The 26,718-nt window shown below is 64.5% G+C and carries 23 protein-coding genes; 9 read left to right on the top strand and 14 right to left on the bottom strand.

The annotated features are described in order from the left end of the window. Positions 1-37: 37 nt before the first annotated feature. The 5 genes from ACODTW_RS03180 to ACODTW_RS03160 form a co-directional block, all read right to left on the bottom strand. Positions 38-1,321 carry an NAD(P)/FAD-dependent oxidoreductase gene (locus ACODTW_RS03180; RefSeq protein ID WP_488944438.1) on the bottom strand — a complete coding sequence of 428 codons (1,284 nt, stop codon included), beginning with the start codon at positions 1,319-1,321 and terminating at the stop codon, positions 38-40. A gap of 222 nt (positions 1,322-1,543) precedes the next feature. After that, complete coding sequence (locus ACODTW_RS03175) at positions 1,544-3,229, bottom strand: GMC oxidoreductase (protein ID WP_488944437.1); 1,686 nt, start codon at positions 3,227-3,229, stop codon at positions 1,544-1,546. Continuing rightward, positions 3,226-3,849, bottom strand: coding sequence for a gluconate 2-dehydrogenase subunit 3 family protein (locus ACODTW_RS03170; protein WP_488944436.1), 624 nt, complete (start codon positions 3,847-3,849; stop codon positions 3,226-3,228). Before ACODTW_RS03170 ends, ACODTW_RS03175 begins: the two co-directional genes overlap by 4 nt. A gap of 37 nt (positions 3,850-3,886) precedes the next feature. Then, positions 3,887-5,449 (bottom strand): carboxylesterase/lipase family protein, encoded by a 1,563-nt coding sequence (locus tag ACODTW_RS03165; protein WP_488944435.1) that lies wholly within the window; start codon positions 5,447-5,449, stop codon positions 3,887-3,889. 81 nt (positions 5,450-5,530) lie between these two features. Next, positions 5,531-7,813, bottom strand: coding sequence for a TonB-dependent receptor (locus tag ACODTW_RS03160; protein ID WP_488944434.1), 2,283 nt, complete (start codon positions 7,811-7,813; stop codon positions 5,531-5,533). A 292-nt stretch (positions 7,814-8,105) separates the two neighbouring features. Here ACODTW_RS03160 and ACODTW_RS03155 point away from each other — a divergent pair, with 292 nt between their 5' ends. The 6 genes from ACODTW_RS03155 to ACODTW_RS03130 all read left to right on the top strand — a co-directional run bounded on the left by ACODTW_RS03155 (position 8,106) and on the right by ACODTW_RS03130 (position 14,379). Then, complete coding sequence (locus ACODTW_RS03155; protein ID WP_488944433.1) at positions 8,106-8,780, top strand: TetR/AcrR family transcriptional regulator; 675 nt, start codon at positions 8,106-8,108, stop codon at positions 8,778-8,780. 91 nt (positions 8,781-8,871) lie between these two features. Further along, positions 8,872-10,338 (top strand): MFS transporter, encoded by a 1,467-nt coding sequence (locus ACODTW_RS03150; RefSeq protein WP_488944432.1) that lies wholly within the window; start codon positions 8,872-8,874, stop codon positions 10,336-10,338. A gap of 125 nt (positions 10,339-10,463) precedes the next feature. After that, the gene (locus ACODTW_RS03145; protein ID WP_488944431.1) at positions 10,464-11,615 is read left to right on the top strand and encodes a Gfo/Idh/MocA family protein; all 1,152 of its coding nucleotides are present in this window, start codon (positions 10,464-10,466) and stop codon (positions 11,613-11,615) included. 20 nt (positions 11,616-11,635) lie between these two features. Continuing rightward, positions 11,636-12,688, top strand: coding sequence for a sugar phosphate isomerase/epimerase family protein (locus ACODTW_RS03140; protein WP_488944430.1), 1,053 nt, complete (start codon positions 11,636-11,638; stop codon positions 12,686-12,688). A gap of 282 nt (positions 12,689-12,970) precedes the next feature. Next, complete coding sequence (locus ACODTW_RS03135) at positions 12,971-13,975, top strand: sugar phosphate isomerase/epimerase family protein (RefSeq protein ID WP_488944429.1); 1,005 nt, start codon at positions 12,971-12,973, stop codon at positions 13,973-13,975. An 11-nt stretch (positions 13,976-13,986) separates the two neighbouring features. Next, entirely contained in the window at positions 13,987-14,379 is a 393-nt protein-coding gene (locus ACODTW_RS03130) for a C-glycoside deglycosidase beta subunit domain-containing protein (RefSeq protein WP_488944427.1), read from the top strand. Positions 14,380-14,453: 74 nt separating this feature from the next. On the opposite strand, the gene ACODTW_RS03125 is transcribed toward ACODTW_RS03130, so the two are convergent. The 3 genes from ACODTW_RS03125 to ACODTW_RS03115 form a co-directional block, all read right to left on the bottom strand. Beyond that, the gene (locus tag ACODTW_RS03125) at positions 14,454-15,773 is read right to left on the bottom strand and encodes an MFS transporter (protein WP_488944426.1); all 1,320 of its coding nucleotides are present in this window, start codon (positions 15,771-15,773) and stop codon (positions 14,454-14,456) included. 21 nt (positions 15,774-15,794) lie between these two features. Next, on the bottom strand, positions 15,795-16,562 hold the full coding sequence (locus tag ACODTW_RS03120; RefSeq protein WP_488944424.1) for a hydroxypyruvate isomerase family protein: 768 nt from the start codon (positions 16,560-16,562) through the stop codon (positions 15,795-15,797). A gap of 113 nt (positions 16,563-16,675) precedes the next feature. Beyond that, positions 16,676-17,911, bottom strand: a complete 1,236-nt coding sequence (locus ACODTW_RS03115) for an MFS transporter (protein ID WP_488944423.1) — start codon at positions 17,909-17,911, stop codon at positions 16,676-16,678. Between the two features lie 275 nt (positions 17,912-18,186). Here ACODTW_RS03115 and ACODTW_RS03110 point away from each other — a divergent pair, with 275 nt between their 5' ends. Genes ACODTW_RS03110 through ACODTW_RS03100 form a run of 3 tightly spaced genes read left to right on the top strand, consistent with a single transcriptional unit; the run spans position 18,187 to position 22,250 of the window. Then, positions 18,187-19,296, top strand: coding sequence for an LLM class flavin-dependent oxidoreductase (locus ACODTW_RS03110; RefSeq protein WP_488944422.1), 1,110 nt, complete (start codon positions 18,187-18,189; stop codon positions 19,294-19,296). Further along, complete coding sequence (locus ACODTW_RS03105) at positions 19,293-19,853, top strand: NADPH-dependent FMN reductase (protein WP_488944421.1); 561 nt, start codon at positions 19,293-19,295, stop codon at positions 19,851-19,853. The genes ACODTW_RS03110 and ACODTW_RS03105 overlap by 4 nt, the downstream gene beginning before the upstream one ends. A gap of 27 nt (positions 19,854-19,880) precedes the next feature. Continuing rightward, positions 19,881-22,250, top strand: coding sequence for a beta-glucosidase family protein (locus ACODTW_RS03100; RefSeq protein ID WP_488944420.1), 2,370 nt, complete (start codon positions 19,881-19,883; stop codon positions 22,248-22,250). 70 nt (positions 22,251-22,320) lie between these two features. Here ACODTW_RS03100 and ACODTW_RS03095 read toward each other — a convergent pair whose 3' ends face one another. From ACODTW_RS03095 to ACODTW_RS03070, 6 genes are read right to left on the bottom strand one after another with little or no spacing between them, the layout of a single operon-like run. Beyond that, the gene (locus tag ACODTW_RS03095; protein ID WP_488944419.1) at positions 22,321-23,046 is read right to left on the bottom strand and encodes a lipoate--protein ligase family protein; all 726 of its coding nucleotides are present in this window, start codon (positions 23,044-23,046) and stop codon (positions 22,321-22,323) included. Next, entirely contained in the window at positions 23,015-23,689 is a 675-nt protein-coding gene (locus ACODTW_RS03090) for a 2-oxo acid dehydrogenase subunit E2 (RefSeq protein ID WP_488944418.1), read from the bottom strand. Before ACODTW_RS03090 ends, ACODTW_RS03095 begins: the two co-directional genes overlap by 32 nt. Continuing rightward, entirely contained in the window at positions 23,686-23,922 is a 237-nt protein-coding gene (locus tag ACODTW_RS03085; RefSeq protein WP_488944417.1) for a lipoyl domain-containing protein, read from the bottom strand. Before ACODTW_RS03085 ends, ACODTW_RS03090 begins: the two co-directional genes overlap by 4 nt. Then, complete coding sequence (locus ACODTW_RS03080) at positions 23,919-24,935, bottom strand: alpha-ketoacid dehydrogenase subunit beta (RefSeq protein WP_488944415.1); 1,017 nt, start codon at positions 24,933-24,935, stop codon at positions 23,919-23,921. The genes ACODTW_RS03085 and ACODTW_RS03080 overlap by 4 nt, the downstream gene beginning before the upstream one ends. After that, positions 24,935-25,939, bottom strand: coding sequence for a thiamine pyrophosphate-dependent dehydrogenase E1 component subunit alpha (locus tag ACODTW_RS03075; RefSeq protein WP_488944414.1), 1,005 nt, complete (start codon positions 25,937-25,939; stop codon positions 24,935-24,937). Before ACODTW_RS03075 ends, ACODTW_RS03080 begins: the two co-directional genes overlap by 1 nt. Further along, positions 25,936-26,694: an SDR family NAD(P)-dependent oxidoreductase gene (locus ACODTW_RS03070; protein WP_488944413.1), complete on the bottom strand. Its 759-nt coding sequence runs from the start codon at positions 26,692-26,694 to the stop codon at positions 25,936-25,938. Before ACODTW_RS03070 ends, ACODTW_RS03075 begins: the two co-directional genes overlap by 4 nt. Between the last annotated feature and the right edge of the window lie 24 nt (positions 26,695-26,718).

Genomic DNA, 26,718 nt, shown 5'->3' with positions numbered 1-26,718 from the left:
GCCAGGCTGCCGCGGTGTCCGGACAGATGAACCGGGCCTACCAGCGCGCCGAGGCCGCATGCACAATCTGGGCGCCGGCCTCATAGCAGGCTTCCCGGAGCCAGCCCAGCCGTGGACGGTCGATCGGCGTTGCCGGAAGCGGCAGGTCGCCATCCGATATGGTGCCCTGCATCAGCGCCGCCGCCAGTTTGCCGAAAACCGTGCCGGGCGCAATGCCGCGGCCGTTATAGCCGCTGAAGCTGATCACATTGTCGGCCAGACGGTGAAAGCGGGGAAGGTTATCGCCCGTCATGCCAATCTGGCCATACCATTCCGCTTCGAATGTTACAGGGCCAATCTGGGGAAACATCCGCTGCAGGGCGCGCCGTGCCCAGGATCGGTGGATCGTGGCACCCCTGCCGCGCAGGGCACCGACGCTGCCGAACACCATCCGACCCGCCCGATCCATGCGGAACGAGCTCAACACCTCACGCGTGTCCCATGCCCCTTCACGGCCCGGCAGGATGGTCTCGCGGATGTCGGCGGGCAGCGGAGTGGTGGCAATATTGAAGTAGGGCAGGTGGACCTGTTCGGTTCGCACCTGCGACCAGGGGCCGGTGGCATAGGCATCGGTGGCAACGATCACGCGGTCGGCCAGCAGGCTGCCCTGACCGGCGGATAACAGCCATTTCCCACCTTGTGGCTGTGCCTGTGTGACGGGGCTGGTGTTGAATATCCGGGCGCCCGCCCCCAAGGCGGCCTGCGCCAATCCGCGGATATAGGCCAGGGGCTGGATCGTGCCGGCACGCATATCCAACAGCGCGCCTTCAAAGGCTGACGATCCCGTGCGGATGCGCGTCTCCCGCGCGTCCAGCAATCGGACGGCCGCCCCGCGACGGGTCCATTGTTCATGGCGCTGCTGGATTTCCGCCAAACCTTCACGACCGACAGCGCAATGCAGCGTACCCCGCCTTTCGGCCTCGCAATCGATGCCGTGCTGTTCCACCAGCGCAAAGACTTGCCGCGGCCCGTCACCCAGCAGATTCAGCAACCGTTCGCCATGCATTGTGCCCAGCACACGTACCAGCTGGTCGGGCATGACCCACATGCCGGCATTCACCAGGCCGACATTCCGGCCGGCCCCACCGAAGCCGGGCTCCACGGCTTCCAGCACTGCGGCGGCAACACCGGCTTCGGCGAGATGCAAGGCCGCGGACAGGCCTGTGTAACCGCCGCCAATGATGGCCACGTCTGTCCGCTGGTGGCTGCGCAGCGGTGCGCAGGTGGGAGACGGGGGCGCGGTCTTTTCCCAAAGGCCGTGGGATCGGGCGTTTCCCAGCATCTGTCGTTCCAACTTATACCTGTTTCCAGTGCCATGGGCCGATCGCGGCGCCTCATCTGCCGGCGCCGCCATGCCCAGTCCCGACAAGTTGGACTTACCGGGCTGCCTTGGAGGATGCCGGTCAGCCGGAGGCGCCACAAGCGCGATCAGTGCTGAACCTCCCAGAAGTGTCCACCGTCAGCCCCTCAGATCTTCAGCAAGACCATTGCCGGGGTTCGTGGATCAGATCCGGCCTTCCTTCAGCATTTTCACGGCGGTGCCGCAGGCCCGCGCCGTCAGGGCCATGTAGGTCAGCGACGGGTTCTGACAGGCAGAGGACGCCATAGCGGCACCATCGGTGACAAAGACATTGGCCACATCATGCAACTGGTTCCAGCGGTTGGTGACGGAGGTGCGGGGGTCATTGCCCATCATGGCCCCACCCATTTCATGGATGGCGCTGCCGCCTACCCCCGGACGGTCCAGCGACAGGACAACCTTGCCCCCGGCGGCGGTCAGCATGGCGCTGGCTTCCTTTGCGGCATCGGCCAGGGCCTTGCGTTCATTCTCACCATGGGTGAAGTCGATCTGCAGGACCGGCGCGCCGAACGGATCGACCTTGACCGGGTCTAAGCGCAGACGGTTGGTTTCGCGCGGCAGGCTTTCGGCGAAGGTGACCAGCACCATGCGCCAGGGGCCGGGCCCGCGCAGATTGTCCTTGAAACCCTGGCCGATCCCTACCTCCCGCTTGCCACGGGTCCAGGTGCTGCGCAGGGCGCCGCCCTGATAGCTGTAGCCGCGCACAAAATCCCCTTCCGGCTGGTCACCCAGGTTGCGGAAGCGCGGAATGATGACGCCCGTGGGACGGTTGCCGAAGGTGGTGCGGTCCTGAAACCGGTCGAACAGGGCGATGGCGCCCACCGTGCTGGCATGGTCCATGATATGCGTGCCCAGCCGGCCGCTGCTATTGCCCAACCCGTTGGGGAACGTGTCGGACCGGGAACGCAGCAGCACATGGTTGGTGTTGAAGGCGCCCGCATTCATGAAAATGATCCGGGCCGTATAGCGGCGCCTTTCGCCCGTCTTGATGTTCAAGACGGAAACGCCGGTCGCCCGCTTTTTCCGGACATCATAATCCACTGTTTCGACGACGGTGTCGGTCACCAGGGTCAGGTTGCCCGTGGCCTGTGCTGCCGGCAGGGTAGAGCTTTGCGTACTGAAATAGGCGCCATAGGAACAGCCGCGCGGACAGATCATCCGGTTCTGGCAGGCGCTGCGCCCTTCCTTTTCGTGGGTCAGGTTGGCGGTACGACCGATGGTCAGGCGTCGGTCGGGCCATTGTGCCTCTATCGTGGCCTTGGCGTGCTTTTCCAGCACATTCAACGCCATCGGCGGCTGAAAGACGCCATCGGGCAGGGAAGACAGGCCCTCCGCCTGACCCGACACGCCTATGAATTTCTCGACATGGTCATACCAGGGTTTCAGATCGGCATAGCGGATAGGCCAGTCCACGCCGTGACCATCCTTTTTGTTGGCGCCGAAATCATGATCGCTCATCCGATAGGACTGGCGCCCCCAGGTCAGTGACCGCCCGCCAAGCTGATAGCTGCGCCACCAGTTGAATTCCGTGCCCTCGGCCACGGAATAGGGGTTTTCGCGGTCATTGATGAAGTGGTTCTGGGTATATTCGTTGAAATGCCGGTTCTTCGACTGAACGGCGAAATCGCGCTCATAAAGCTGCGGATCGCCCACACCCCGGAACGGCATGTCCCAGGGGGTCTTCATTTCGGTCACATAGTCGCTGCCATGTTCGATATGGCGGCCGCGTTCAACCATCAGGACCTTCAGGCCCTTTTCGGTCAGTTCCTTTGCCGCCCAGCCGCCGGTGATGCCGGAGCCGACGACGATCGCGTCGAAATCTGTGTTCATCCGAAGTCCACCGCTGTCCAGTCGCTCGACCAGGCCCGCTCGTTGGGGCCGACGGCCACATCCGGGTCGAAACGACCCGGCACCAGTTCAAAGCGCAGTTCCTGGCTGCCTCCGATTTCCGACGTGTAATAGCCGGTGACGATCAGGCCCTTCAGGACACGCCAGGGTGATTTTTCGCTCCCCTTGGCATAGGCGGCGGTGTCCAGGGCGGCCAACGCTTCCTGCTGCACGTCCCGCCTGGCCGACAGAAAGGCGCCACCCGCCTTCAGGTCCAGCTCGAACTCCAGCCAGTCCAGCAGGCCGGCATCCGCCGGTGCCTTGCCGCCGGTGAACAGGGCCGCGGCCACCGGCGCCTTCGACCGGGCGATATCATGGGCGATGGCCAGCGTTACGAAGGCCGGCACACCGGCCTTCACCGCCCCCGGCGTGTCAGTGTCGGGAATGGTCAGATCACAGACCCGGCCCAGCAATTGCTGCCCCCGCGGTGGCAGCGGGGAAGGGGGGGCCGCCGCCACCTGCGCCCAGACCTGCGCGGGGGTCAGCGCCATACCGGCCAGGGCCAGGCCTGCGCGCAGAAGGCCACGGCGGCCGGAAGCAGGCGGGATATCCGCATTGCGCATCGGGTTCATCCTTCGTATCGGGTTCCCTGGACCGGGATCAGAAAAGACTGAGCCGTCCACCCTTGGCCGTGAATTCAGTGTAGGCGCGCCGCTTCGCCGGCTCCAACGGTTCGATGGCGGACACCCGGTCGCCCAGGGACATGATCTGTCCCGTGGACAGGCGGGGCCACGGCGCCATGCCCTGGCCGTTGGGATCGCCGCTGCGCACGAAATTCACCCAATAGGCGCCCATCGTGGCGGCGATCTGCTGATCGGTGCTGGTGAAGGGGCGGGTGGATTTGTTCAAGGTGCCGAACACATAGGGCAGTTCGGCGGAATGGAAGGTGCCGAAGCGGGCGGCATCACTTCCAGGCTGCGGATGCCGGAACAGATAGGCATGGACCGGGGCGGCCTTGCTGGACCGACCGGCCGCCCAGGACAGCATGGACGCCACAGCCTGTTCCCGCAGCAGGCTTTGCGCCGCCTCTGTAGCCGCATGGCCGTCCGCAGCACTGTAGAAGCGGCGGAAAGCCGCTGCCTGCGCCCCGAAACGCCGGTCGATCAAGGCGTCCAACTGCGCGCTGGTGGTCAGCGACCAGTCGCGGCCGTTGCTGCCCTCATCATTGGTCAGGCCGGTCAGGACGGGGATGTCCTGGCGCTGCTTGTCCGGGGCCGGCAGCACCGTCGCTTCCACAATCGGGCTGAAGCGGATGCCCGGCGGACCCAGTGCGGGGTCCCTTGCCGCCTTGGCGACGGCCTCGGCGGGCATTTGGCGTAGAGCGTCGATCGTCTCTGCCCCCGCGGCGATGCGCAGTTTTTCGCCCAGGGCCTCCGCGCTGTTCAGGGATAGCATGGGGATGCCCATGCCGGACCCGCTTTGGGCGATGGCCCGTGCGAACAGCCCTTCCGCCTGTGGCGATGCCAGCAGCGCATGGACCGACGCGGCCCCGGCCGACTGTCCGGCAAGGGTCACCTGTGCCGCGTCGCCGCCAAAACTGGCGATATTGTCCCGGACCCAGCGCAACGCCGCGATCTGGTCCATCAGGCCGTAATTGCCCGATGATCCAGCCTCCGCACTCAGGGCCGGATGGGCCAGGAAACCGAAGACACCGACCCGGTAATTTACGCTGACAACGATGATCCCGCGCGCCGCCAGCGCCGACCCTTCATAAAGCGGGACGGAGCCCGACCCGCCGCTGAACCCGCCGCCATGGATCCAGACCATGACCGGCAACTTCACATCCTTACGGTTGGCGGGACGCCAGATATTCACGAACAGGCAATTCTCGCTCATTGCCTTGGTGGGGAAATATTCCGCCGACCAGGGGGAACCGCCTGGGGGAACATAGGGCGGGTCCTGCTGACAATCCGCCCCGAAATCGGTGGCGTCGCGCGACCCGGTCCAGGCCACCGGCGGTTTCGGTGCCCGCCAGCGGTTCTGGCCGCCCGTATCGTCGGCATAGGGTATGCCCAGAAAGGCGTCGACGCCGGCGACACGGGTTCCGGTCACGGCACCGGCCTGCGTCATGGCCGCCGGGGGCGGCGGCTGCGTCGCCGCCGTTCCCGGGGATAGGGCCAGCAGGGAAATGGCAAATGTCAGACCGATCATGCTGCGCGGCAACTCAACCCCCTGCAATCCAATCAGGGAAGGGCCAACGGCTACAGGCACCGAACCCGGCGCCTGCAGCCATCCAGGTTGGCCTCAGAAGCGATAGGTCCCCTGAACACCGAAGGTGCGCGGCGCACCGTAGATCGCGTTATAGATCAGCGACCCTGCCGCAGCGTTGAAGTTTGCAAAAGCCAGCGGCTGCTTGTCCTCCAGATTGCGGACATAGGCCTGGACCGTATAGTTGCCGTCGGCGGAATTATATTCCAGCGACAGATCGGTCATCATATAGCCCTTCTGGCGCATGCCGGCCCAGTTCACCACCGACAGGTAATGGGCCGACTTGTACCGGCTGAAGGCCGACGCCACGACATTCGCCCCGTCACCCAGGTCGAACGTGTGGCTGTACCCGGCGGACAGGGTCCATTTCGGGGCCTGCGGCGGGCGGTTGCCCTTCAGGTCGAACTGCTGGACACCGGCCGTGGCGGGATCGGCGTCATTGATCGGGCTGCCGCTGACGCCGATCAGCGAGGTGGCGAAGCTCTGCACCTTGGCGTCCAGATAATTGACGGTGAAGGACAGTTCGTCCTGTTCCGTCAGCAGGAAGCTGGTATCGGTCTCGATACCCCAGACGCGGGACTTGCCGGCGTTCAGCGTGCGGGCGCCGATATTATTGTCGACGAACACCTGGATCTGCTGATCCTTGTAATCATAATAGAAGGCCGAGGCGTTGAATTGCACGCGCCCGCCATTGAACCGGTTCTTGGTACCGACCTCATAGGCGACCAGCTTTTCCGGCTCGTAGGAGCCGACACTGTCGAAGCCACCGCTTTTATAGCCGGTGCTGACCTTGCCATAGACCAGATTGTCACGCGCCGGCTTCCAGTCGATGCCCAGATTGCCGGTAAGCTGATCAGAGGCGGAACGCGGGGTCAGGATGCTGGCCCCGGCCGAGCCCAGGGCCGGCGGCGTGGTGCCTTCACCCCGCCCGAAACGCGGGCCATAATTGTAGAAGGTGGCGCTTTTGGCATCGTCGGTATAGCGCAGGCCGCCGGTCACCGTCAGTTCGGGCCCGGCCACCGGCACCGTGACCTGCCCGAAGGCGGCCTTGGACTTGGACAGGATGTCGGGACGATAGAAATAGTTCAGGAAGGCCTTGGGCAATTCCAGATACAGGCCGCGCGACAGGTCGACCTTCTCATGGAAGTAGAAACCGCCCAGCTGATAGAACAGGCCGCTGTCCAGCGTGTTCGACAGGCGCAGCTCATGGCTCTGTGTTTTTGAGTTCAGCTTGTTATTACGGAAGGTGAAGGTCGCCGGCAGATAGCCGTTCAGCGGCAGGGCGCTGTTGGTTTCATTGTCGCGGTAACCGCCCAGATAGGCCAGCGTGCCCAGGTCGAAATCAACCTCAATCTTACCGCGCAGCGCGAACTGTTCGCTGTTGAAATTGCCCAGATCGCCCAGCGGGAAATTGCGGGTATTGATCCCGCTGAAGGTCAGGTTGGCGGGGATGCCGTTATTTTCCAGGGCCGGGGTGGACGGGATGGCGTCGATGACCCCGGATGCATAGGCCGGGTTGGTCAGAACACCATTCTGGGCCACCAGGATGCCGAACTGCGACGGCGGCAGCTGGTCGACATTCACATATTCGCCGGCGATATAGGTCCGGAAATTCGCGGTCGGTTCCCAACTGGCGGCGATGCGGGCCGCGTCCACATTCTGGTTCTCGCCACGGCCGACAGCACCGTGTTTGCGATAGCCATCATGGTCGGTATGCATGCCGGCCACACGGACCGCCAGCGTATCCCCCACGGGGACATTGACCGCACCCTCCGCCTTCTTGGCGTCGAAATTGCCATAGCCGACGGTCAGGAAGCCGGTGGTTTTGCCCAGCTCAGGCTTGGCGGCGATGATGTTGATGGCGCCGGCGGTGGCGTTGCGGCCATAAAGCGTGCCCTGCGGACCGCGCAGAACCTCGATCCGCTGCAGATCGAAGAAGCTGGCATTCAACGCAACGGGGCGGTTGATATATTCGCCATCGATACCGATGGTCAGCGCCGGATCGGAGGCTTCGGAAATATCCTGGCTGGACACGCCGCGGACCGAGATCTTCGTGAAGATCGTGTCATTGGTGACGTTCAGGTCGGGGGCAAGCCGCGCCAGGCCGTTCACGTCGGAGACACCGGTCTTGATCAGATCATCACCCGTGAAGGCGCGGATGGCGATGGGGGTGTCCTGGATGTTGGTTGCACGCTTGGTCGCGGTGACCACGATTTCTTCCAGCGTGATCCCGCTGCTGGTGTCGGTCTGCGCGAAGGCAGAACCGGCGTGCAAAGCGGTTGCCCCCGCAGCAAGCAGGAGCATCGAACGGATGCGCATTTACGTTTCCTCCCGTTGGGCCGGCCATTTTAAGCCGGCCTGGCTCTGGGTTCATTTTTAAAACAAGAACCCTGATTTCGAAATCATGTAAGCGCAGGATCGTTTGGGCGTCAAGCCATTCCGTGAGCCATCCGGTGTGGAATCATGAAGGAGGCCCTGTCCGCCAAACGGGTGGGGGATTTCTGCTGGCATAGTGCGGCCCTGGCGCCTATGATAAGCATATACAGAATCAATGCTTTATTTTTGGATAGGGCCGCTGGGGATTCGGGCGGCGGGATGATGGAGTGCCAACGTGTCTGCCGTCGATGAGATGCAGGAAGCCGAACCGTTGCTGAACCCCTCGGGGCGTGAACCCAAGCAGGGGCGTAGCCGGGCGTCGTTCGAACGCATGCTGGCGGCAGCGACGGATCTGTTGCAGGAGCGGGGCAATGACGATTTCGCGCTGACCGACGTGGCCAAGCGCGGGAAAGTGTCCATCGGCTCCATCTATTGCCGATTCGACAGCAAGGATGAACTGATCCAGGCTGTTCAGCGCCGCTTCATTGAAAAGATGGTCATCGAACAGTCGGAGATGGTCGACAGGTTGATGGAGAAGTCCACCGACCTGGATACGCTGGTCCGCAATTTTGTGGAAGAGCTGGCCGAATTCATGCGCCGCAATGCCCCTGTGATGCGTCCCATGATGATGCGCGCTTCCACTGATCCCGTGGTCAGCGCCCTGGGCAGGCGTGGCTATGACGATCTGGAGCAGAAGATGATGGCGACCCTGTTGGTCCGCCGGCAGGAGATCGGCCATACGTTGCCGGAACTGGCCTGTGAGATGACGCTGCGTATCGCCTATTCGGCGTTCGCCCGGTACCTGGGCTTTGGCACGACGGGCGATACGGGCACCAAGGCCGACTGGAAAAACCTGAAGACGGAGGTCGGCATCATGTGTTCGACCTATCTGCGGCACGGCACCCGATGACCGGTTGACGGCACCCGCTTTCCGTTTGTAAAAAGAATTTCGATTCTGATCTGATCGATCGCTGATCGGAGCCAACGGAAAGGCACATCCCATGGCATCCGCCGCCAGCCCCAGGGGCAAGCGGGGGCCGGTTCTCTCTGCCATCGACCAGGCTGCCGCCTTGACGCCGAAACGGCGACAATTGGCGCTGGTGGTGGTGGCCGGCGCCTTCATGATGGACCTGATCGACCTGACCATCGTCAATGTGGCCCTGCCGTCGATCCAGCGCGACCTGTCCGCCGACACCGCCCAGATGCAATGGATGGTCGCCGGCTATGCCGTGGCGTTTGCCATCCTGCTGATCACCGGCGGACGGCTGGGCGATACGCATGGTTATCGCCGTCTGTTCATGATCGGCATGGCGGGTTTCACCTTCACCTCGCTGCTGTGCGGCGTGTCGGTCAGCGCGCCGATGCTGGTCACCGCACGGCTGGCGCAGGGGGCGACGGCGGCCCTGATGCTGCCGCAGGTCATGTCGCTGATCCAGGTCATGTATCCGCCGGCCGAACGGATTGCGGCCCTGTCGGTGTTCGGCGTGCTGGGCGGCGTTGCCGCGGTGCTGGGCCCGGTCATTGGTGGTCTGCTGATCGAGGCGAACCTGTTCGGCCTGGGCTGGCGCCCCATTTTCCTGATCAACGGACCCTTGGGCATGGCCGGCCTTTATGCCGCCTGGCGTCTGCTGCCGGCCGGCCGGTCGCCGCATGGCGGCGGTGTCGATCTGCCGGGGACGGCCCTGGTTGCGGCGACCCTGCTGGCCCTGCTGCTGCCGCTTCTGCAGGGACGGCAGGCGGGATGGCCGCTCTGGTGCCTGATCCTGCTGGCCGCCACCCCGCTGCTGGTGCTTTTGTTCATCCGCCATATCCGGCGGCTGGCCGGGGCGGGGACGGGGCTGGTGCCGCCGGCCCTGTTCGTGAACCGTGGCTTTTCCATCGGGCTGGGCATGTCGCTCTGTTTCCAGGCGATGACGTCGGGCTTGCTGTTCATCCTGACCCTGACGCTGCAATATGGGCTGGGCTGTACGCCCCTGGAAACCGCGTTGGTCCATGTTCCCTATGCGCTGGGTGCCTCCGTCGCCATTGGTGGCGTGGCCAGGCGGGCCCTGCCGCGCATGGGGCTGCGCCTGCCCCTGCTGGGCGTGGCGGTGATGCTGTCGGGTCTGCTGGCGCTGTCCTTGCTGATCTGGGGGCAGGGGGGATTGGTGCCGCTTGGGCTGGCCCTGCTGCTGACCGGCACCGGCATGGGTTTGATCGGGGGACCGACGGGCCCGATCACCCTGTCGGATGTGGAACTGATCCATGCGGGATCGGCATCGGGTACCTTGAAGGCCGTCCAGCAACTGGGGGCGGCATCGGGGGCAGCCCTGATCGGCGGCACCTATTTCGCATTGGCGCAAGGGTTGACGGCAGAGACGGCGCGCACCGCCTTTCTGACCACAATGCCGCTGCTGGTCCTGCTGCTGCTGTTGGTCGGCTTTCTGATCACGCGGCTGCCGCGCGATCTGCGCCTGTTCAAGAAATGATACGAACGGTCAAACATCTTGACCGTTCGTATCGGCGGCGACGGCCGCCGCGCCGCACATACGGCGTAGCCAAGCCCGCGGATGTGGGCGTCGGCGATTGAGGGGTGGGATAGATGGAGGATGTGATGGTTGAGCCTGTTCTGCGCCTGGGGATGATCGGTGGGGGTCCCGGCAGCTTCATCGGCCCGGTCCACCGTATGGCGGCTGAACTGGATGGGAAAATCCGGCTGGTGGCCGGTGCCTTCAGCAGTGATGCCGATCGGTCGCGGCAGGCCGGCGCCGGTTACGGCATCGACCCGGCCCGCGCCTATCCCAGCCATCAGGCCATGATCGCGGCGGAAGGCGCGCGTCCGGACGGCATCGACCTTGTCGCCATCGTCACGCCCAATCATCTGCATGTGCCGGCCAGCATCGATGCCCTGACGGCAGGCCTGCATGTCATGTGCGACAAGCCCGCCGCCATCTCCCTGTCCGAAATGAAGCAGTTGGCCGGTGTGGCGGCGGGGGCCAGGGGGCTTTACGCCCTGACCCACACCTATACGGGCTATCCGCTGGTGCGGGAGGCGCGGGCGCTGGTGGCCGCGGGCCGGATCGGGCGGCTGCGCAAGGTGGTGGTGGAATATAGCCAGGGCTGGTTGTCCACCGCGTTGGAGGAAGCGGGCAGCAAGCAGGCCGGCTGGCGCACCGACCCGGCCCGGTCCGGTGCCGGCGGCTGCATCGGCGATATCGGTGTTCACGCCTTCAACCTGGCCGAATATGTCAGTGGCGCGCTGGTGCGGGAACTGTGCGCCGACCTGTCCACCCTGGTGCCGGGCCGGCGGCTGGATGATGATTGCAACATCCTGCTGCGGTTTGACGATGGCAGCGACCGTGGCGTGCCGGGCGTGCTGCACGCGTCCCAGATCGCGGCGGGTGACCGCAACGGCCTGCGCCTGCGCGTCTATGGGACGGAGGCGGGTCTGGACTGGTCACAGGAGAATCCGAACCGTCTGACCATCAACGGTCTGGACGGGCGGACGGAGGTGCTGCATGCCGGGGCGGGATATCTGGGCCCGGCGGCCCGTGGGGCGACGCGTCTGCCGACCGGTCATCCGGAGGGTTATATCGAGGCCTTTGCCAATCTCTACCGGGACTTCGCCGCCGCTATCCGCGCGGGTGCCCTGCCGGCCGATGGCAGCCTGCCGGGGCTGGAAGCGGGCTTGCGCGGCATGGCCTTCATTGAAACAGCGGTCGTCAACTCTGCTGCCCGCGCCGGCTGGGTCCGGTTGGATATCTGAACGATCACAGGGAGCTAAAGATGCGCACCATCAAGGGGCCGGGTATCTTCCTGGCACAGTTCGCGGGCGATGCCGCCCCGTTCAACAGCCTGGATGCCATTGCGGACTGGGCCGCGGGCCTGGGATACAAGGGTATCCAGATCCCGTCCTGGGACGGGCGCCTGTTCGACCTGCGGCTGGCCGCCGACAGCACGACCTATGCGCAGGAGGTGACCGGAAAGCTGGCCGCCAAAGGTCTGGCGGTGACGGAACTGTCCACCCATTTGCAGGGTCAGCTGGTGGCTGTCCATCCGGCCTATGATGCGCAGTTCGACGCATTCGCTGACCCGGCCGTGCGTGGCAATCCGGCGGCGCGCCAGGCCTGGGCCGTTGAACAGATGCGGCTGGCGGCCAAAGCCAGCGCCAATCTGGGCCTGATGGCGCATGCCAGCTTCTCCGGCGCGCTGGCCTGGCCCTATGTCTATCCCTGGCCGCAGCGTCCGGCCGGCCTGATCGAGGAGGCGTTTGCTGAGCTGGGCCGCCGCTGGCGCCCCATTCTGGACGCGTTCGATGAGGCCGGCGTGGATGTCTGTTTCGAATTGCATCCGGGTGAGGATCTGCATGATGGCGTCACCTTCGAGCGGTTCCTGGGCGCGGTGGATAATCACCCGCGCGCCAATATCCTGTTCGATCCCAGCCATTTCGTGCTGCAGCAGCTGGATTATCTGGCCTTCATCGACCATTATCACCCGCGCATTCGTGCCTTCCATGTGAAGGATGCCGAATTCCGGCCCAACGGCAAATCGGGCGTCTATGGCGGCTATCAGGGCTGGGTGGACCGGCCCGGCCGCTTCCGGTCCTTGGGGGACGGGCAGGTGGATTTCAAGGCGATCTTCGCCAAGCTGACCGCCCATGATTATGCCGGCTGGGCCGTGCTGGAATGGGAATGCGCCTTGAAACATCCCGAAGACGGGGCGCGGGAAGGGGCCGCCTTTATCCGGGACCATATCATCCGCGTCACCGACCATGCCTTCGATGATTTCGCGGGCAGTGGTGTGGATGAGGGTCTGAACCGGCGTTTGCTGGGCCTGTAAGGAACCCACCATACGGCGTCCCCCGCTCGCCATCGCGGCGGGGGACGAAATTCTCTCTTTCAAATCAAATCATTATCGGTTGGCACCTCGCGGCGCGAATTCCTTTGGTCCGTGATTGATTTGCCAAAAAAAGAATGATAATTCTTATATTGATCATTGGTGCGGTGATGATCAAGCCAGAGTGCCGATCCCGCCGCGCCGTTCCCCTATCGGGCTTTGCCTGAAACCGCCGCCATCCTTGGCCCCCGGCGGGGCCGCACCTGACAGGACAGGACCGGTTCCATGTCGAACTACGAAATCAAGAGAGGCGTAAGCCTTTACAGTTATCAGGAGGAATATTTCCTGGGCACCAAGTCGCTGGAGGACCTGATCAAGGTCTCCGCCGAGATGGGTGCGTGCGGGATCGAGTTGATCAGCGAACAGACCTTTCCCAATTATCCCAATCCGCTGGACCCGTCCGTCTATGACAATTGGCATGCCCTGATGGCGAAATATGGCACGACCCCGGTCTGCCACGATTTCATGCTGGATTATAAGAAGTACAAGAACCGGCCGATGCCGTTCGATGAACAGGTGGCCAATTGCAAGGTCGATATTGACCATGCCGCCCGCCTGGGCTGCCCCTATACCCGCGCCCTGGTGTCGATTGATCCGGAGGTGCTGGTCGCCTGCGCCGATTATGCGGAAAGCCGGAATGTCCGCATCCTGATCGAAGTACATGCGCCGCTGCATTTCGATCATCCCTGGATCATCCGCCATGCCGAAGCGTTCGAGAAGTCGGGATCGAAATTTCTGGGCTTCCTGCCCGATATGGGCATGTTCCTGTTCCGCTTTCCCCGCGTATGGAAGGAAAAATTCATCCGCGACGGCGTGCCCCCGCATATCGCCGACTATATCTGCAAGGCCTATGACGACCGGGTCTTGAGCGAATATGTCATCCTGGAAGTGGAGAAGATGGGCGGCGTCGGCCCAGCCATCGGCATGGCCATCACCTTGCGCCACAATGCGGCGTTCGAGCCCAAGCGCATGCTGGATCATATGGACCGCATCTGGAACATCCATGGCAAGTTCTACGAGATGACGGAAGATCTGGTCGAGCCGTCCATCCCCTATGACGAGATTGTCCGGGTGCTGAAGAAGGGCGGCTACAAGGGCTATATCTGCTCAGAATATGAGGGCAACCGCTGGATCCAGGATGCGTTCCCCGTGGACAGCATCGAACAGGTCCGCCGTCAGCAGGAAATGCTGAAGAAGCTGATTGGCGAACCCGCCGCCACCGCCGCCTGAGGAGCCGCCCCATGTTCGACAAATACATGATCTGTGAAGATGGCTACGGCAACGTCCAGCAGGATGGCCGTACCGTCGGTTTCGCCTTCCAGGCCCGTCTGCCCTATTACCGGGGCATCGGCCTGTCGATGGTGGAGGATATCGGCGTCATCATCGATGGCGAGCCGGTGGCCCGCCAGGATATCCGCTTCTCTGTCCGCGGCCGCACCTGGACGCTGGATGAGATGGAAACGGAATATACCGACCGCTGGAACTTCGCGGAGAAGGCGCTGGTCACCGTGCTGCGCGACGGCGGCCTGTCGCCCGGCCGGCACAAGGTGCAGCTGTCCGAACGTATCCGCGTGTCCTATCTGCCCTTCGTGCCGACCACGCGCGACACGAAGGAACTGCTGATCCCGGCCTGAATCTCCCCTCATATCCCTCAGGTTCGGTAGACTGCGGGGCACGGCGATGACGCCGTGCCCCGTTTTTTGGGGTATCACCCCCGCCGTTCCGGCCAGAAGCCGATGCAGATGATCTGGGCCGCGATGGCCAGCATGGCGGGCGCGTAATAGAGGATATGGACCATCCGGCGTGCTTCATCGCTGACATCTGCCGGGTCGTATCCCGCCTGGGCCAGACCGAAGGCCACGACGGCCCCACCCAGCGCCATGCCGACCTTGATGGCCAGATTGACGCCGGCGGCCAGCAGCCCCTCATTGCGGGTGCCGAACCGCGCCTCGTGGTAATCCACGACCTCCGCCGCCATGGCAAAGATGGCGGTCATGGAAATGCTGATCAGGATCGAGGACAGGATATAGACGGTCAGGAACAGGGCCGGCACCGCCTCGGTAAAGGGCAGGACGCCATACAGCACCAGGGCTGCCGCCAGCGCCACGCGGTTGCCCTTGCGCATGCCCAGCCGTTTCAGGAAGGGCGGGGCGATGGCGGACCCGATCAGCAAGGTGCCCGACACGGCGGGCAGCAGGATGGAGATCATCCAGGGTTGCCGCAGGATGTTGATGGCGAAATAGGCGGTGACCGACAGCACGGCGCCGAAGCGGATGAAGTTGAGGCTGGCAAAGCCGAACACGACCAGCCAGGCCCGGTTGTGCAGCATGTCGCGGATGGAGGACAGGCTGGTTTCCTGCTGGCCCGCGGGCGGCGGCACTGCCTCCCGGCAACTGGCAAACAGGTTCAGGGTCAGTAGCACCGTGACCGCTGCCATCAGGATCGCCACCCACAGGAAGCCCTGGGCCTGATCCCCGCCGCCCAGCGCCTGGACCAGCGGCATGGTGGCGGCCGTCGCCACGATTACCGACAGGGCGGTGCCAGCGGCCCGCAGGCTGCCCAACTGCACCCGTTCACCCTGCCGCACCGTCATCATCGGCATCAGGGCGCCATAGGGGATGTTCACGATGGAATAGAGCAGCCCCAGCACCACGAAGCTGACGCAGGCCCACAGCAGCTTGCCCGTCCCATCCAGCGGTGGAACATAGAAGCTGGCCACACAGAACAGGCCGAACGGGAGCGCCCCGAACAGGAAATAGGGTCGCACCCGGCCCCAGCGGCTACGCGTCCGGTCCACGGCCAGCCCGACCAGCGGATCGAACGCCGCATCCAGCAGGCGTGACAGCAGGAACAGCGCCCCCACCACCCCCACGGGCAGCATCGCCACATCGGTATAAAAGTACAGCAGAAACGCCCCGACCAGATTCCAGGTCAGGCCGAAACCGAAATCCCCGGCGCCATAGCTGAGCTTGGCGCGCCAGGACAGCGGCGGGGCGGCGATGCCGCCCCCCTCTTGGTTGATCGACATCGCCGTTTTCTCCGCGTTTCTTTACAGGCCCAGCGTCTGGCGCGCCTGGGTCAGACCGTCCAGTGTCGGGCCTGTCGGCTTATATTCCAGGCCGATGGCCCCCTGATAGCCAAGGTCACGCAGGATGCCGATATAGCGGGACCAGTCGATGGTGCCGCTGCCCGGCTGATGGCGGCCCGGCACATCGGCCACCTGCACATGCCCGACCAGATGGAACCGCCCCGCCAGCACGGCGGCCGGGTCCTCTCCCATGACGGTCGAATGGTACATGTCGTAGAGCAGGCGCAGATTGGGGCTGTTCACGGCTTCCACCATGTCCAGCCCCTCGGTTGTGCTGACCAGATACATGCCTGGATGTTCGACCCGGTCGTTCAGCGGTTCCAGCAGCAACAGGATGCCGGCCTCCTCCGCCAGTGTCGCCGCCTGACGCAGGGCGGTGACGGCGGCATCAAAATGCTCCTGTCGCGGCACGTCCGGACGGGTGAAGCCGGAGGCGACGACCAGGGCCGGGGCACCGGCCTGTTTCGCGGCCACCAGACTATCACGGACAGCGGCCAGGAATTCACCATGCTGGGCCGGATCCACGATGCTGCGGCGGGGTTCGACGACGAAGCTGGCCAGCTTCATCCCGGTTTCTTCAAGGGTCTGGCGGATGTCGGCCAGCGGCTTGTCCCGCCACAGATGGAACTCCACAGCGGTCAGGCCGGCATCCTTCGCGGCACGGATACGGTCGGCAAAAGTCGGATGTTCGGCGGCGAACAGCCACTCGATACAGGCGGCGAGGTACATGATGTCCTCCGGATGGGACATGTTTGACCGGCGACCGCCAGGGGGTGGTCACCGGCGGTCCGCGCGTGCGAACCTGGCGCCGAAGCGCTGAAACAGGGCCCCAGGGAGCGGGGTCAGTACCGCGTGCCGGTGTCGACCTTGCCCCTCGACAGGGCCAGCAGGGAGAGGCCGGCACCAATCAGCGCGGCGACCCCCATCACCAGAAAGGCGGTCTGCACCGTGCCATCCGTGGCGGACTTGGCCCCGGCAACGAAGAACGGGCTGGTGAACTGTCCCAGGAAGAAGCAGGAAGCCCAGATGCCCATGCCCCGCCCCCGGTGGGCGAAAGGCAGCTTGCTTTGTGCCCAGGCGATCAGGGTCGGCACCGTCATGCCCGCGCCCATCTGCTGCATCACCAGCAGGGCCATCATCCATTTATAATCCGGTGCCAGGCCGATGCCCGCCAGCCCAATACCCAGGAAGGCAAAGAAGCCGAACAGTTGCAGGGCGGTCGCCCGCTTGCCGATCCAGCCGAAGATCAACGCGCCCACGGGCACGCCCAGGCTGGCCAGCGCGATCAGCGAGCCGACACGGGCCGGGCTGTCCACCCCCACCTCCCGGAAAGCCAAGCCGCCCTGGATGATGAAGACATAATAAAGGGTGGAGGCGAACAGGGTCACGACGCCATAAAGCGCGACCGCCCGGACGGGGAAGGGCGGGGTGGGTCCGGCGTCCGGCTTCTGGTCAACGGGCGCACCGCTGGTATTCTTGCCGGGTTCGAAGATCATGAACTGCATGCCGACAAAAATGGGCATTGCGATCAGGTAGATCAGGAACACGCCGTTCCAGCTCAGTGTCGTCAACAGCCCGGACAGCGCAATGACGCCGGACGCCATGGCCGGTCCCGCCAGACCCTGCGCCACCAGCAGCCGGCGGCGTCCCGCGGCATCGTAATAATCGGCGATCAGCGTGTTCACGATGGTCAGGATCGCCGCCTCGCTCACCCCCAAGAGAAGACGCGACGCGATCACGGCATGCAGGCTGTCCAGGAAATAGGGCAGCGATCCGGCAATCCCGTAAAAGAAGGTCGCCCAGACCAGCAGCGGCCGCCGTCCGAACCGGTCGACCAGCATGCCGGCGAACGGTGCCAGCAGCGCAATGGCCAGACCGGGGGCCGACACCAGCACCGGCACCAGCAGCGAAGCGTTCGCCACATCCCGGAAATGGTCGAGAATAGTGGGGACGGCGGGTGTCAGCGACACGATGGCCAGGATCGGCAGAAACCCGCTGATCACCAGAATGATGCCTTGTGCCAGGCCTGCCTTACGCTCGTCGTTGCCAACGGGCATGGCAATGGCTTGATCGGCCATGGATTTCCTCCCAGATGGCGTTCTGCGTCGCCATAACAGAATTATGATTTTGATAATGATGATGGTGAGCGAACGATTCTGTCAATGCGGGAATCGTGCGGCCGTTAAAACAGTTGGATTTTAAGTGAATTCGGAACGGCGCCTCCGGTTTCTGTTGACAGGCAGCAATTCGCCCGGTTACTTGTTCAGAACAACAATTCTAATTCATATGTCGGGATCGCGGCGCTTTCCGTTCGGAAAGGCCGTGGCCGCACCGGCTGACAATGGAGGAAACCTTGCGCTTCTCGACCTTTCTGAACGCCCGCTCCATGGGGCCGGAGCAGGATCGCGATGTCATGATGGGCATGATCGACCATGCTGAGCGGGCGGAGGCGGCGGGATTCGATGCTGTCTTCCTGCCGGACCATCATTTTACTGGTTATATGCCGATGGCCTCCGACCCGATGATGTTCGCCGCCTTCCTGGCCGCCCGGTTGAAGCGCATGCATTTCGGCTTCTCCGTCACGACGGTGCCGCTGCACCATCCCGTGCGGTTCGTGGAGCGTATCAACATCCTGGACCAGTTGACCGAAGGCCGTCTTCTGGTCGGCGTCGGCAGCGGCACCACGCCGGAAGAAATGATCGGCTTTGGCGTGAACTATAAGGAGGCGTCGCGTCTGGCGGAGGAGAATCTGGCCATCGCGGAACGGCTATGGGCCAAGCAGCCGCATGACCCGTCCGTCACCTTCGACAATGGCCACTACAAGGGCGAAGTGGTGCAGCGCATTGCCCCCGTCGCCTATACAACCGGCCATGCCAAGCTGATGCCTGTGGCCATGAAGGAGACGAGCGCGCGCCGTGCGGCCGAATTTGGCTGGCCTGCCTTCATTCCGGCCTTCACCCCGCCGCAGATCGGCGGGACGGAGCCGTTCAAGCATGTGCAGAAATTCTTCAATATCTACCGCGACATGCTGATGGCCGCCGGCCATTCCCCCGAACGCGTCGCCGATGCCCTGTCCTGGACCACCCACACCTATCAGTGCGTGCATGTCGCGGAGACTGACGAACAGGCACGGGCGGAACTGGAAGATATCCTGACTGTCTATCAGGCGGCGGTGGATCGTGAGGCCGCCTTCAATGCCAAGGCCGAAGCAACCGAAGCCAACAAGAAGACGGACCGCACACCCAACGCGCTGACTGAGGATTGGATCGGCACCTGGTGCCTTTATGGCAGCCCGGAAACGGTGATCGCGCATCTGAAGCCGTACCAGGAACTGGGCATAGGCAACATCCTGTGCGGCATGCTGACCGGCCCCCTGACCGAACAGCGCATGGTCTATGCCAACCAGACCATGGACCTGCTGTCGCGTCATGTCATGCCGGCCTTGAAAGGCGGTGTGCGGTGAGCCGGCCGCTGATCGTCGGCTTTGGCGGCACCACCCGGCCGGGTTCATCGGGGGAGCGCATGGTGGCGGCCGTCCTGGCCGCCACCGAACAGCTGGGCGCGCAGACCCGCCTGTTTGGCGGGGCGGCACTGGCGGCGCTGCCCCACTTCGCCCCGGAAAACCCCGACCGGACGGCGGAGCAGATTGACTTCGTGGAGGCCGTGCGGGTCGCCGATGGCATTGTCATTGGCAGTCCCGGATATCATGGCGGTGTATCGGGTCTGGTAAAGAATGCCATCGACCTGCTGGAAGATCTGCGAACCGACAGGCGGGTCTATTTCGACGGCCGGGCTGTGGGCTTGATCGTCACGGCGGCCGGGTGGCAGGCGGGCGGCGTCACCCTGTCGGCGCTGCGCGGCATCACGCATGCCATGCGCGGTTGGCCCACGCCACTGGGCATCGCCATCAATACCGTCGCGCAAAAGCCATTCGATGCTGATGGCCGTCTGGTCGATGACGACATTCTGGCGCAGGTGAACGCCCAGGCCGCGCAGGTCATGACGCTGGCGCGGCGGTAATCCATAATAAATTCAGGGAAGAAGCCCATGTCCACCCATCCGCTTGACCTTGCGGCGCTGACCAGCGGCCGCGACATGTGGTCCACGGCCGCATTGCCCGGCATCCGGTCCATCCTGATGGCTGATGGTCCGATGGGCATCGCGTCCGGCCGGGTCGATGAACGCGACGTCGCGGTGCTGACGCCCTGTGGTACAGCACTGGGGGCCAGCTTTGATGCGGAACTGGTGGCGCGGGTGGGGACCATCGTAGGGATGGAGGCGCGGCGCCTGGGCGTCGATGCGGTGCTGGCCCCCAACCTGAACCTGCAGCGCAGCCCGCTTTGCGGGCGGGCGTTCGAGCTGTTCGGGGAGGACCCGTATCTGGCAGGGCATCTGGGGGCTGCCTGGATCGGTGGCTTGCAGGGGCAGGGTGTCGGGTCCGTCGCCAAACATCTGGTCTGCAATGACAGCGAGACCGACCGTGACAGCATGAATGCCGTGGCCAGCGACCGGGCCCTGCGCGAATGCTATCTGCTGCCGTTCGAAATGGCGACGGCGGCCGGATGTGTCGGCATGCTGGCCGCCTATAACCGCCTGAACGGCGATTACTGCGTCGAACATAGGCATTTGCTGACCGATATCGTGAAGGGCGATTGGGGCTTCACCGGTTTCATCGTGTCGGACTGGTTCGGTGGGCGTGACACGCTGCGGTCGGCGCGGGCCGGGCTGGATCTGGACATGCCGGGACCGGACCGGGTGCTGGGCACCAAGTTCGCGGCGGCGGTGCGGGACGGGCAGGTGTCGCTGGAGCGGCTGGCCGATGCCACAGGCCGCGTGGCCAACGCGGTTGCCCGCATCGACGCTCTGCCGCGTCAGGCCCCCATCGCCGATCCTGATACCACATTGATGGAGGCGGCGGCCGCCGGCTTCGTCCTGCTGAAGAATGACGGCGATGTCCTGCCGGTTCTGCCCAAGCGGGTGCGGCGCATCGCCATTATCGGCCCCAATGCCGCCAGCCCCTGCTTGCAGGGCGGCACCTTCGCCAAGATCGCCGTCCGTCCCGATTTCGTGACGCCCTTACAGGCCATCCGTGACCGGTTCGGTGACAAGTGCGAGGTATTGTACGAACAGGGCGTGGAACCGGAATACCGTCTGCCCCCCATCACAGCCACGCCGGTCCGCGATCTGGGCGATGGGGCCAGGCGCGGCATGACGGTGGAATGGCTGCCGGCGGCGGACGACATTCCCGTCCATGCCGAAACCCGTGATACCAATTCCCTGACCTGGTTCGTGGGCCTGCCCGGCACCGACATGCTGAAACAGCCGGGACGCATCCGGGCCAGCGGCTGGTTCACCCCGGAACGCACCGGGCTGCACCGGCTGCATGTGGGTGGCACGGGCGCGGTGACACTGTCCGTCGATGGTGAACAGGTCTTCACAGGTGGGGGCCCGGTATCGCCGTCGGACCTGATGGGCGTCCTGAAGGGCGGGGACAGCCAGTCGGTGGCTGTAGAATTGAAAGCCGGCAAGCCGGTGCTGCTGTGTTTCGAACTCACCTATAATCCTGCGCGCGCGCAGGGACTGTGGTATGGGGTGCGCGGACCGGACCTGCCCGACGACATGCTGGCCCGTGCTGTTGCCGCTGCCGCCAGGGCTGATCTGGTCCTGCTGATGCTGGGCGAAACAGCGGATGCGGGCGTGGAAAGCAAGGATCGGCCGGGCACCACCCTGCCAAAGGCGCAGATCGACCTGATCGAACGCATCCGGCATGTGAATACCAACATCGTTGCCATCTGCAATGTCGCCCACGCCTTCGACCTGTCCTGGCGGGACAAGGTGCGCGGCCTGATGATCACCTGGTATCCGGGTGAACAGTACGGGCCCGCCTTGGCCCAGGTGCTGGCCGGGGACCGCGAGCCGGGCGGTCGCTTGCCGGTCAGCATTGCGGCGCGTGATGCTGATTACCCGGCCTTCGACCTGAAGCCTGAAGCCGGCGGTGACGTGCCGTACCGGGAAGGTCACCTGATCGGCTACAGGGGAATGCAGGCGGCCGGGATTGATCCGCTGTACGCGTTCGGCGCCGGTTTCGGGTATGCGCGCTTCGATCTGCTGGATGTCGGCCTTACCGGCTGTGCCCAGGATGGCGTCACCATCACGGGCCGCGTGCGCAACCTGTCGGACCGGGCGGGCAAGGCTGTGCCGCAAATCTATGTCGCGGGGCCGGATGGCATCCGCCATCTGCGTGCCTTTTCCGCCCTGTCCGTGCCGGCGGGCGACAGCCTGAGTTTCAGCCTGACCCTGACGCCGCGGGCATTCCAGCATTGGGATGGGGCATGGCGGCTGGCGGCGGGTGCCCACCGGGTCCTGTTGGGCTGGAATTGTCGGGACCTGCCGTTTTCCTTTGTGGTTGCGGGTTGAATCAGGAACCTGGCGTGCCATCCGCCATCAATCCGCGTGACCTCAGGTCATCACGAACCAAAGCATCTGGTCAGTATTGCCCCTCGTTGTCGCCCCTGGTCTGGCGGCGAAGTGCACCCGACAGGCTGACATGGGCATCGGCGCGGTAATCCGCTGGTCGGCCCAGATGGCGTTCGAAACCGGTGATGATGTCCAGGTCCCCGTCCATTGGCGCCAGGGCCATGTTGGCATGCATCAACAGGCCCCGCATCGGTCCTGCCGGCCGGATGAGTCCGGCCGTGCCGGCCAGCTTGCGACCGTCATGCACCAGGTTGAAGGCACCGTCACAATGGGCGCCCGGCACAGGGGCCAGATCGGCGGCCACGCCCAACCCCGCCAGCGCCCCAACCATGGGTGCCGCAAGTTGTTGATATCCTTCGCGGATACCGATGCCATCACCGTCCCCGACCTGCCAGGCCAGGCTGATATTCAGCATGTGGGGACCATGGATGACAGCACTGCCGCCGGATGCCCGCAGCGCCACGGGCAGGGGACAGTCCAGCACCGCCGCCTGGAACCCGGCCAGGCGCGACCAGGATCGTGGCACCACCAGACAATGCCGGTTCTGCCAGCAGCGCCACTGCTGCCCCTGTTGCCCCCGCCCCATGACGCGGGCCAGCAAGGCCAGATCGCCATCGACCAGCATCTGTACATCGCGCGCCGGCTTTTCCAGCCGCACCATCCCAACAATCTGCTGGAAGCCGCCCAGGAACAGCGACGCAAGGTCAGACAGCCGCCTCGAACCGCTCAAGAGCATGGCAAAGCCTTTCCAGGAACTGGCCGCACGGATAACCGTCCAGCAGCCGGTGATCGGCTGTCAGCGACAGGGCCAGGCGCTGGACCACGCGCCCACCCGCGGCATCGCTCGGTACAAGCGCGGGTTCAACCCGACCCAGACCCAGCAGCGCCACCTGTGGCCGGTTCAGGATGGGGGTGAAGAAGCGCACCCGTGTCGTTCCCAGATTGGACAGGGTGAAGCTGCCGCCCTTCATCTCCGACACGGCCAGCCTGCCGGCATTGGCGCGGGCCACAAGGTCGGCCCGCGCCAATGCGATTTCCGTCAGGGACAGGGTGGATGCGCCGCGCAGTACGGGTGTCATCAGGCCACCCGGCGTGGTGATGGCAATGGACAGGTCCAGCGCGGGGGACGGCGTGAACAGGCCGTCCTCCAGCGTGCCGTTGAAATGGGGAAAATCCGCCAGAACCGGCACCAGCGCGTGGATGATGCAATCCTCCACGCTGATCTTCAGTCCCTGGTCCTTCCATGCCTGGCGCCGGGCCAGCAGGGCCGAAATGTCGGCTTCAGCGTGATAGCTAAGCTGGGCGGAATGCTGCAGACTTTCCATCATGCGGGCGGCGATTACGCCGCGCACACCCTTCAGTGGCACGGGCTGGCTCATCCTGCGATCGCCCCGATGCGCTGACCCTGCATCACCTCGGTTTCCGCCGTCACCTCGATGGTCAAGGTGCCGCTGGCGGGTGCCGTGATCTCAAAACCAACCTTCTCATTCATCAATTCGGCGACGACCGCCCCCTGGGCGACGGTGTCACCCTCCTCGAACAGCCAGGTGGAGATTACGCCTGGACTGTCATCGTCCCAGAGGCCGACGGGGATCAGGATCGGCGTATTCATGACAGCACCTCGCGCGCGGCGGCCAGCACCATGTCCGCATTGGGCAGGACGTGGTGTTCCAGCGAAGGGGAGAAGGGCACCGGAATGTCGGGATAGGTGATCCGGCGCGGCGGCGCCCTCAAGGGAACGCCGCTCTCCACGACACTGGCGATCACCTCGGCCGCCACGCCGCAACTGCGGTAATCATCGTCGATGACCAGCAGACGGCCCGTCTTGCCAGCGGACCGGCGGATGGCGTCCCGGTCCAGGGGGGCGATTGTGCGCAGATCAATCACCTCCGCCGACACGCCGTCCTGCGCCAGCGCCTTGGCGGCGTCCAGCGCGTGGTGGACGGTCACACCCAGCCCGACCAGCGTGATGTCGCTACCTTCGCGCACCAATGCCGCCTTGCCGATGGGGACTTCGTAATCCTCCTCCGGCACGCGGGTGATGGACCCGGGGACGGTGCCCAGCCAGCCCATGCCCTGCAAGGCCTTGTGATACATGAAGATCACGGGGTTGGGGTCGCGGATGGCGGCCAGCATCAGGCCCTTGGCATCATAGGCATTGGACGGCACCACCACCTTCAGCCCCGGCAGGTGCCCGAAGGTGGCGTAAAGGCATTGCGAATGCTGTCCCGCATCGCCATACCCGCCACCAACCGATGTCATCAGCACCATCGGGCAGGCGACCCGCCCACCGCTGAAATAACTCTGCTTGGCGGCCAGGTTATAGATGGCGTCCATGCAGACGCCGAAGAAATCTACGAACATCAGTTCGACCACGGGCCTCAGCCCTGCCGCGGCCATGCCCACGGCGGCGCCGATGAAGCCCGTTTCCGAAATGGGCGTGTCGCGGACCCGTTCGGCCCCGAAACGGTCTAGCAAACCGGCCGTATTGCCGAAGACACCGCCCAGCCGGCCGATATCCTCGCCCATGACCAGCACGTCGGGGTCACGTTCCATCTCCTGGCCGATGGCCTCCGCCATGGCCTTGGCGATGGTCAGCTTGCGTATTGTCTGGGTCGTCTGCATCACGAAACCCTTTCTACAAAAACCTGGGCGAAGGCCTGTTCCGGTGCCGGCAGGGCGGCGGCGCGGGCCTGGGCGAAGGCGGCCTCCACCGACCTCCTGGCTGTCATCTCCAGCGCGTCCAGTTCCCCTGCGTCGAACCCATCCGCCAGCAACCGGCGGCGATAGGCCGGGATCGGGTCCTGCTCACGCAGCCGCGCCACCTCGCCCGGCGGACGGTAACCCTCGGCATCGCCCATGAAGTGACCTTCCAGACGCGTCGTCTCGATCTCGATCAGGCTGGGTCCATCGCCGGTTCGTGCCCGCGCGATGGCTTCTGCCGCCGCCGCATGCACAAGGTCGGGATCGTTGCCGGGCACATAGATGCCGGGCATGCCATAGGCGACGGCCCGGTCGGCATTGCGGGCAACGGCGGTGCATTCGGCCTTGGGCACGGAGATGCCATAGCGGTTATCCTCGATCACGAAGATCACCGGCGCCTTCCAGATGGCGGCAAGGTTCAGGGCCTCGTGAAAGGCCCCCTGATTGGCGGCGCCATCCCCCAGGAAGGCGACGGCGACATCATCCCGCCCGCGCAGCTTGGCCGCCATGGCGGCCCCCACGGCCGGGCCCAGCCCCTGGGCGATGATGCCGGAGCAGCAGAAATTAACCGACGGGTCGAACAGGTGCATATGCCCGCCGCGTCCACCGGAAAGTCCCGTTTCCTTACCGAAAATCTCCGCCGCCATGGCGTCCAGGTCCACACCCTTGGCGATCGCCACATGGTGGGGCCGGTGCGTGGCCGTCACCGTGTCGGTGGGACGCAGATGGGCGCAGACACCCACGGCGCAAGGCTCCTGCCCGTCGGACAGGTGCATCTCGCCGGGGATGGGCCCCTTTGCCATGTTGAACAGGGGCTTCTTGCCCTCCAGATAAGCCGGCTTGATCAGATCCTCGAAATGCCGGCTTTTCACCATCCGCTCATACATCCAGAGCCGGTGGTGGTGGTTGCTGCCTTGATCGTTCATCGCGCCACCCAACCGCCATCGATGACCAGTTCGATACCCGTGACGAAGTCCGCCTCGTCGGATGCCAGATAGACCGCCCCCATGGCGATGTCGCGCGGGCTGCCCACCTTGTTCATGGGACACATGGCGCCGACATCCTTCCAGGGATCGTCGCGGTTCAGCAGTCCCTGCCGGGTCCAACCTTCCACCGCCTCCTCCAGCATCGGCGTGCGGATGCAGCCGGGATGGATGGAATTGACGCGGATGGGCTGACCATGGGCCGCGAATTCGATGGCCAGGCTCTTGCTCAGGTGACGCACAGCCCCCTTGGAGGTGTTGTAGGCCGCCTGGTCGGGATAGCCCACGATGCCGGCGATGGAGGAGATGTTGATGATCGACGCCGTGGAAGACGCTGAGCCTGAAGCCGCCATCAGCCCCTGCAGGGTGCGGCAGCCCAGGAACACGCCGTCGACATTGACGGCCATGACGTGGCGCCAATCGTCCAGCGATATCTCCGGCAGCGGCCGCACCAGTTCCACCCCGGCATTGTTGACCAGGATGTCCAGCCGCCCCTCCCGCTCACGGATCAGCTGCTCCGCCGCCTGCCAGTCCGCCTCCCGCCGCACATCCAGGCGCAGGGCCCTTTCGTCGCCGTCGCCCAGATCGCCGCCATAGACGGTGGCGCCGGCTTCGCGGAAGGCCGTCGCGATGCCGGCTCCGATCCCGCGTGCGGCCCCGGTGACCAGCGCCACCTTGCCTTCCAATCGCCTTGCCATGGGTTCCTGTTCCTCCCCCGTTGT

The sequence above is a fragment of the Niveispirillum sp. FG148 genome (assembly GCF_057809655.1).
This window is presented reverse-complemented; position numbering and strand designations above follow the sequence as displayed.

Bases quoted from the DNA above. Each gene is read 5' to 3' on its own strand.
- ACODTW_RS03085 (WP_488944417.1), bottom strand. From the start codon at position 23,922: ATGAATACGCCGATCCTGATCCCCGTCGGCCTCTGGGACGATGACAGT.
- ACODTW_RS03120 (WP_488944424.1), bottom strand. From the start codon at position 16,562: ATGTACCTCGCCGCCTGTATCGAGTGGCTGTTCGCCGCCGAACATCCG.
- ACODTW_RS03115 (WP_488944423.1), bottom strand. From the start codon at position 17,911: ATGGCCGATCAAGCCATTGCCATGCCCGTTGGCAACGACGAGCGTAAG.
- ACODTW_RS03175 (WP_488944437.1), bottom strand. From the start codon at position 3,229: ATGAACACAGATTTCGACGCGATCGTCGTCGGCTCCGGCATCACCGGC.
- ACODTW_RS03140 (WP_488944430.1), top strand. From the start codon at position 11,636: ATGCGCACCATCAAGGGGCCGGGTATCTTCCTGGCACAGTTCGCGGGC.
- ACODTW_RS03135 (WP_488944429.1), top strand. From the start codon at position 12,971: ATGTCGAACTACGAAATCAAGAGAGGCGTAAGCCTTTACAGTTATCAG.
- ACODTW_RS03075 (WP_488944414.1), bottom strand. From the start codon at position 25,939: ATGAACGATCAAGGCAGCAACCACCACCACCGGCTCTGGATGTATGAG.
- ACODTW_RS03180 (WP_488944438.1), bottom strand. From the start codon at position 1,321: ATGCTGGGAAACGCCCGATCCCACGGCCTTTGGGAAAAGACCGCGCCC.
- ACODTW_RS03130 (WP_488944427.1), top strand. From the start codon at position 13,987: ATGTTCGACAAATACATGATCTGTGAAGATGGCTACGGCAACGTCCAG.
- ACODTW_RS03070 (WP_488944413.1), bottom strand. From the start codon at position 26,694: ATGGCAAGGCGATTGGAAGGCAAGGTGGCGCTGGTCACCGGGGCCGCA.
- ACODTW_RS03100 (WP_488944420.1), top strand. From the start codon at position 19,881: ATGTCCACCCATCCGCTTGACCTTGCGGCGCTGACCAGCGGCCGCGAC.
- ACODTW_RS03170 (WP_488944436.1), bottom strand. From the start codon at position 3,849: ATGCGCAATGCGGATATCCCGCCTGCTTCCGGCCGCCGTGGCCTTCTG.
- ACODTW_RS03095 (WP_488944419.1), bottom strand. From the start codon at position 23,046: ATGCTCTTGAGCGGTTCGAGGCGGCTGTCTGACCTTGCGTCGCTGTTC.
- ACODTW_RS03160 (WP_488944434.1), bottom strand. From the start codon at position 7,813: ATGCGCATCCGTTCGATGCTCCTGCTTGCTGCGGGGGCAACCGCTTTG.
- ACODTW_RS03145 (WP_488944431.1), top strand. From the start codon at position 10,464: ATGGTTGAGCCTGTTCTGCGCCTGGGGATGATCGGTGGGGGTCCCGGC.
- ACODTW_RS03080 (WP_488944415.1), bottom strand. From the start codon at position 24,935: ATGCAGACGACCCAGACAATACGCAAGCTGACCATCGCCAAGGCCATG.
- ACODTW_RS03125 (WP_488944426.1), bottom strand. From the start codon at position 15,773: ATGTCGATCAACCAAGAGGGGGGCGGCATCGCCGCCCCGCCGCTGTCC.
- ACODTW_RS03150 (WP_488944432.1), top strand. From the start codon at position 8,872: ATGGCATCCGCCGCCAGCCCCAGGGGCAAGCGGGGGCCGGTTCTCTCT.
- ACODTW_RS03090 (WP_488944418.1), bottom strand. From the start codon at position 23,689: ATGAGCCAGCCCGTGCCACTGAAGGGTGTGCGCGGCGTAATCGCCGCC.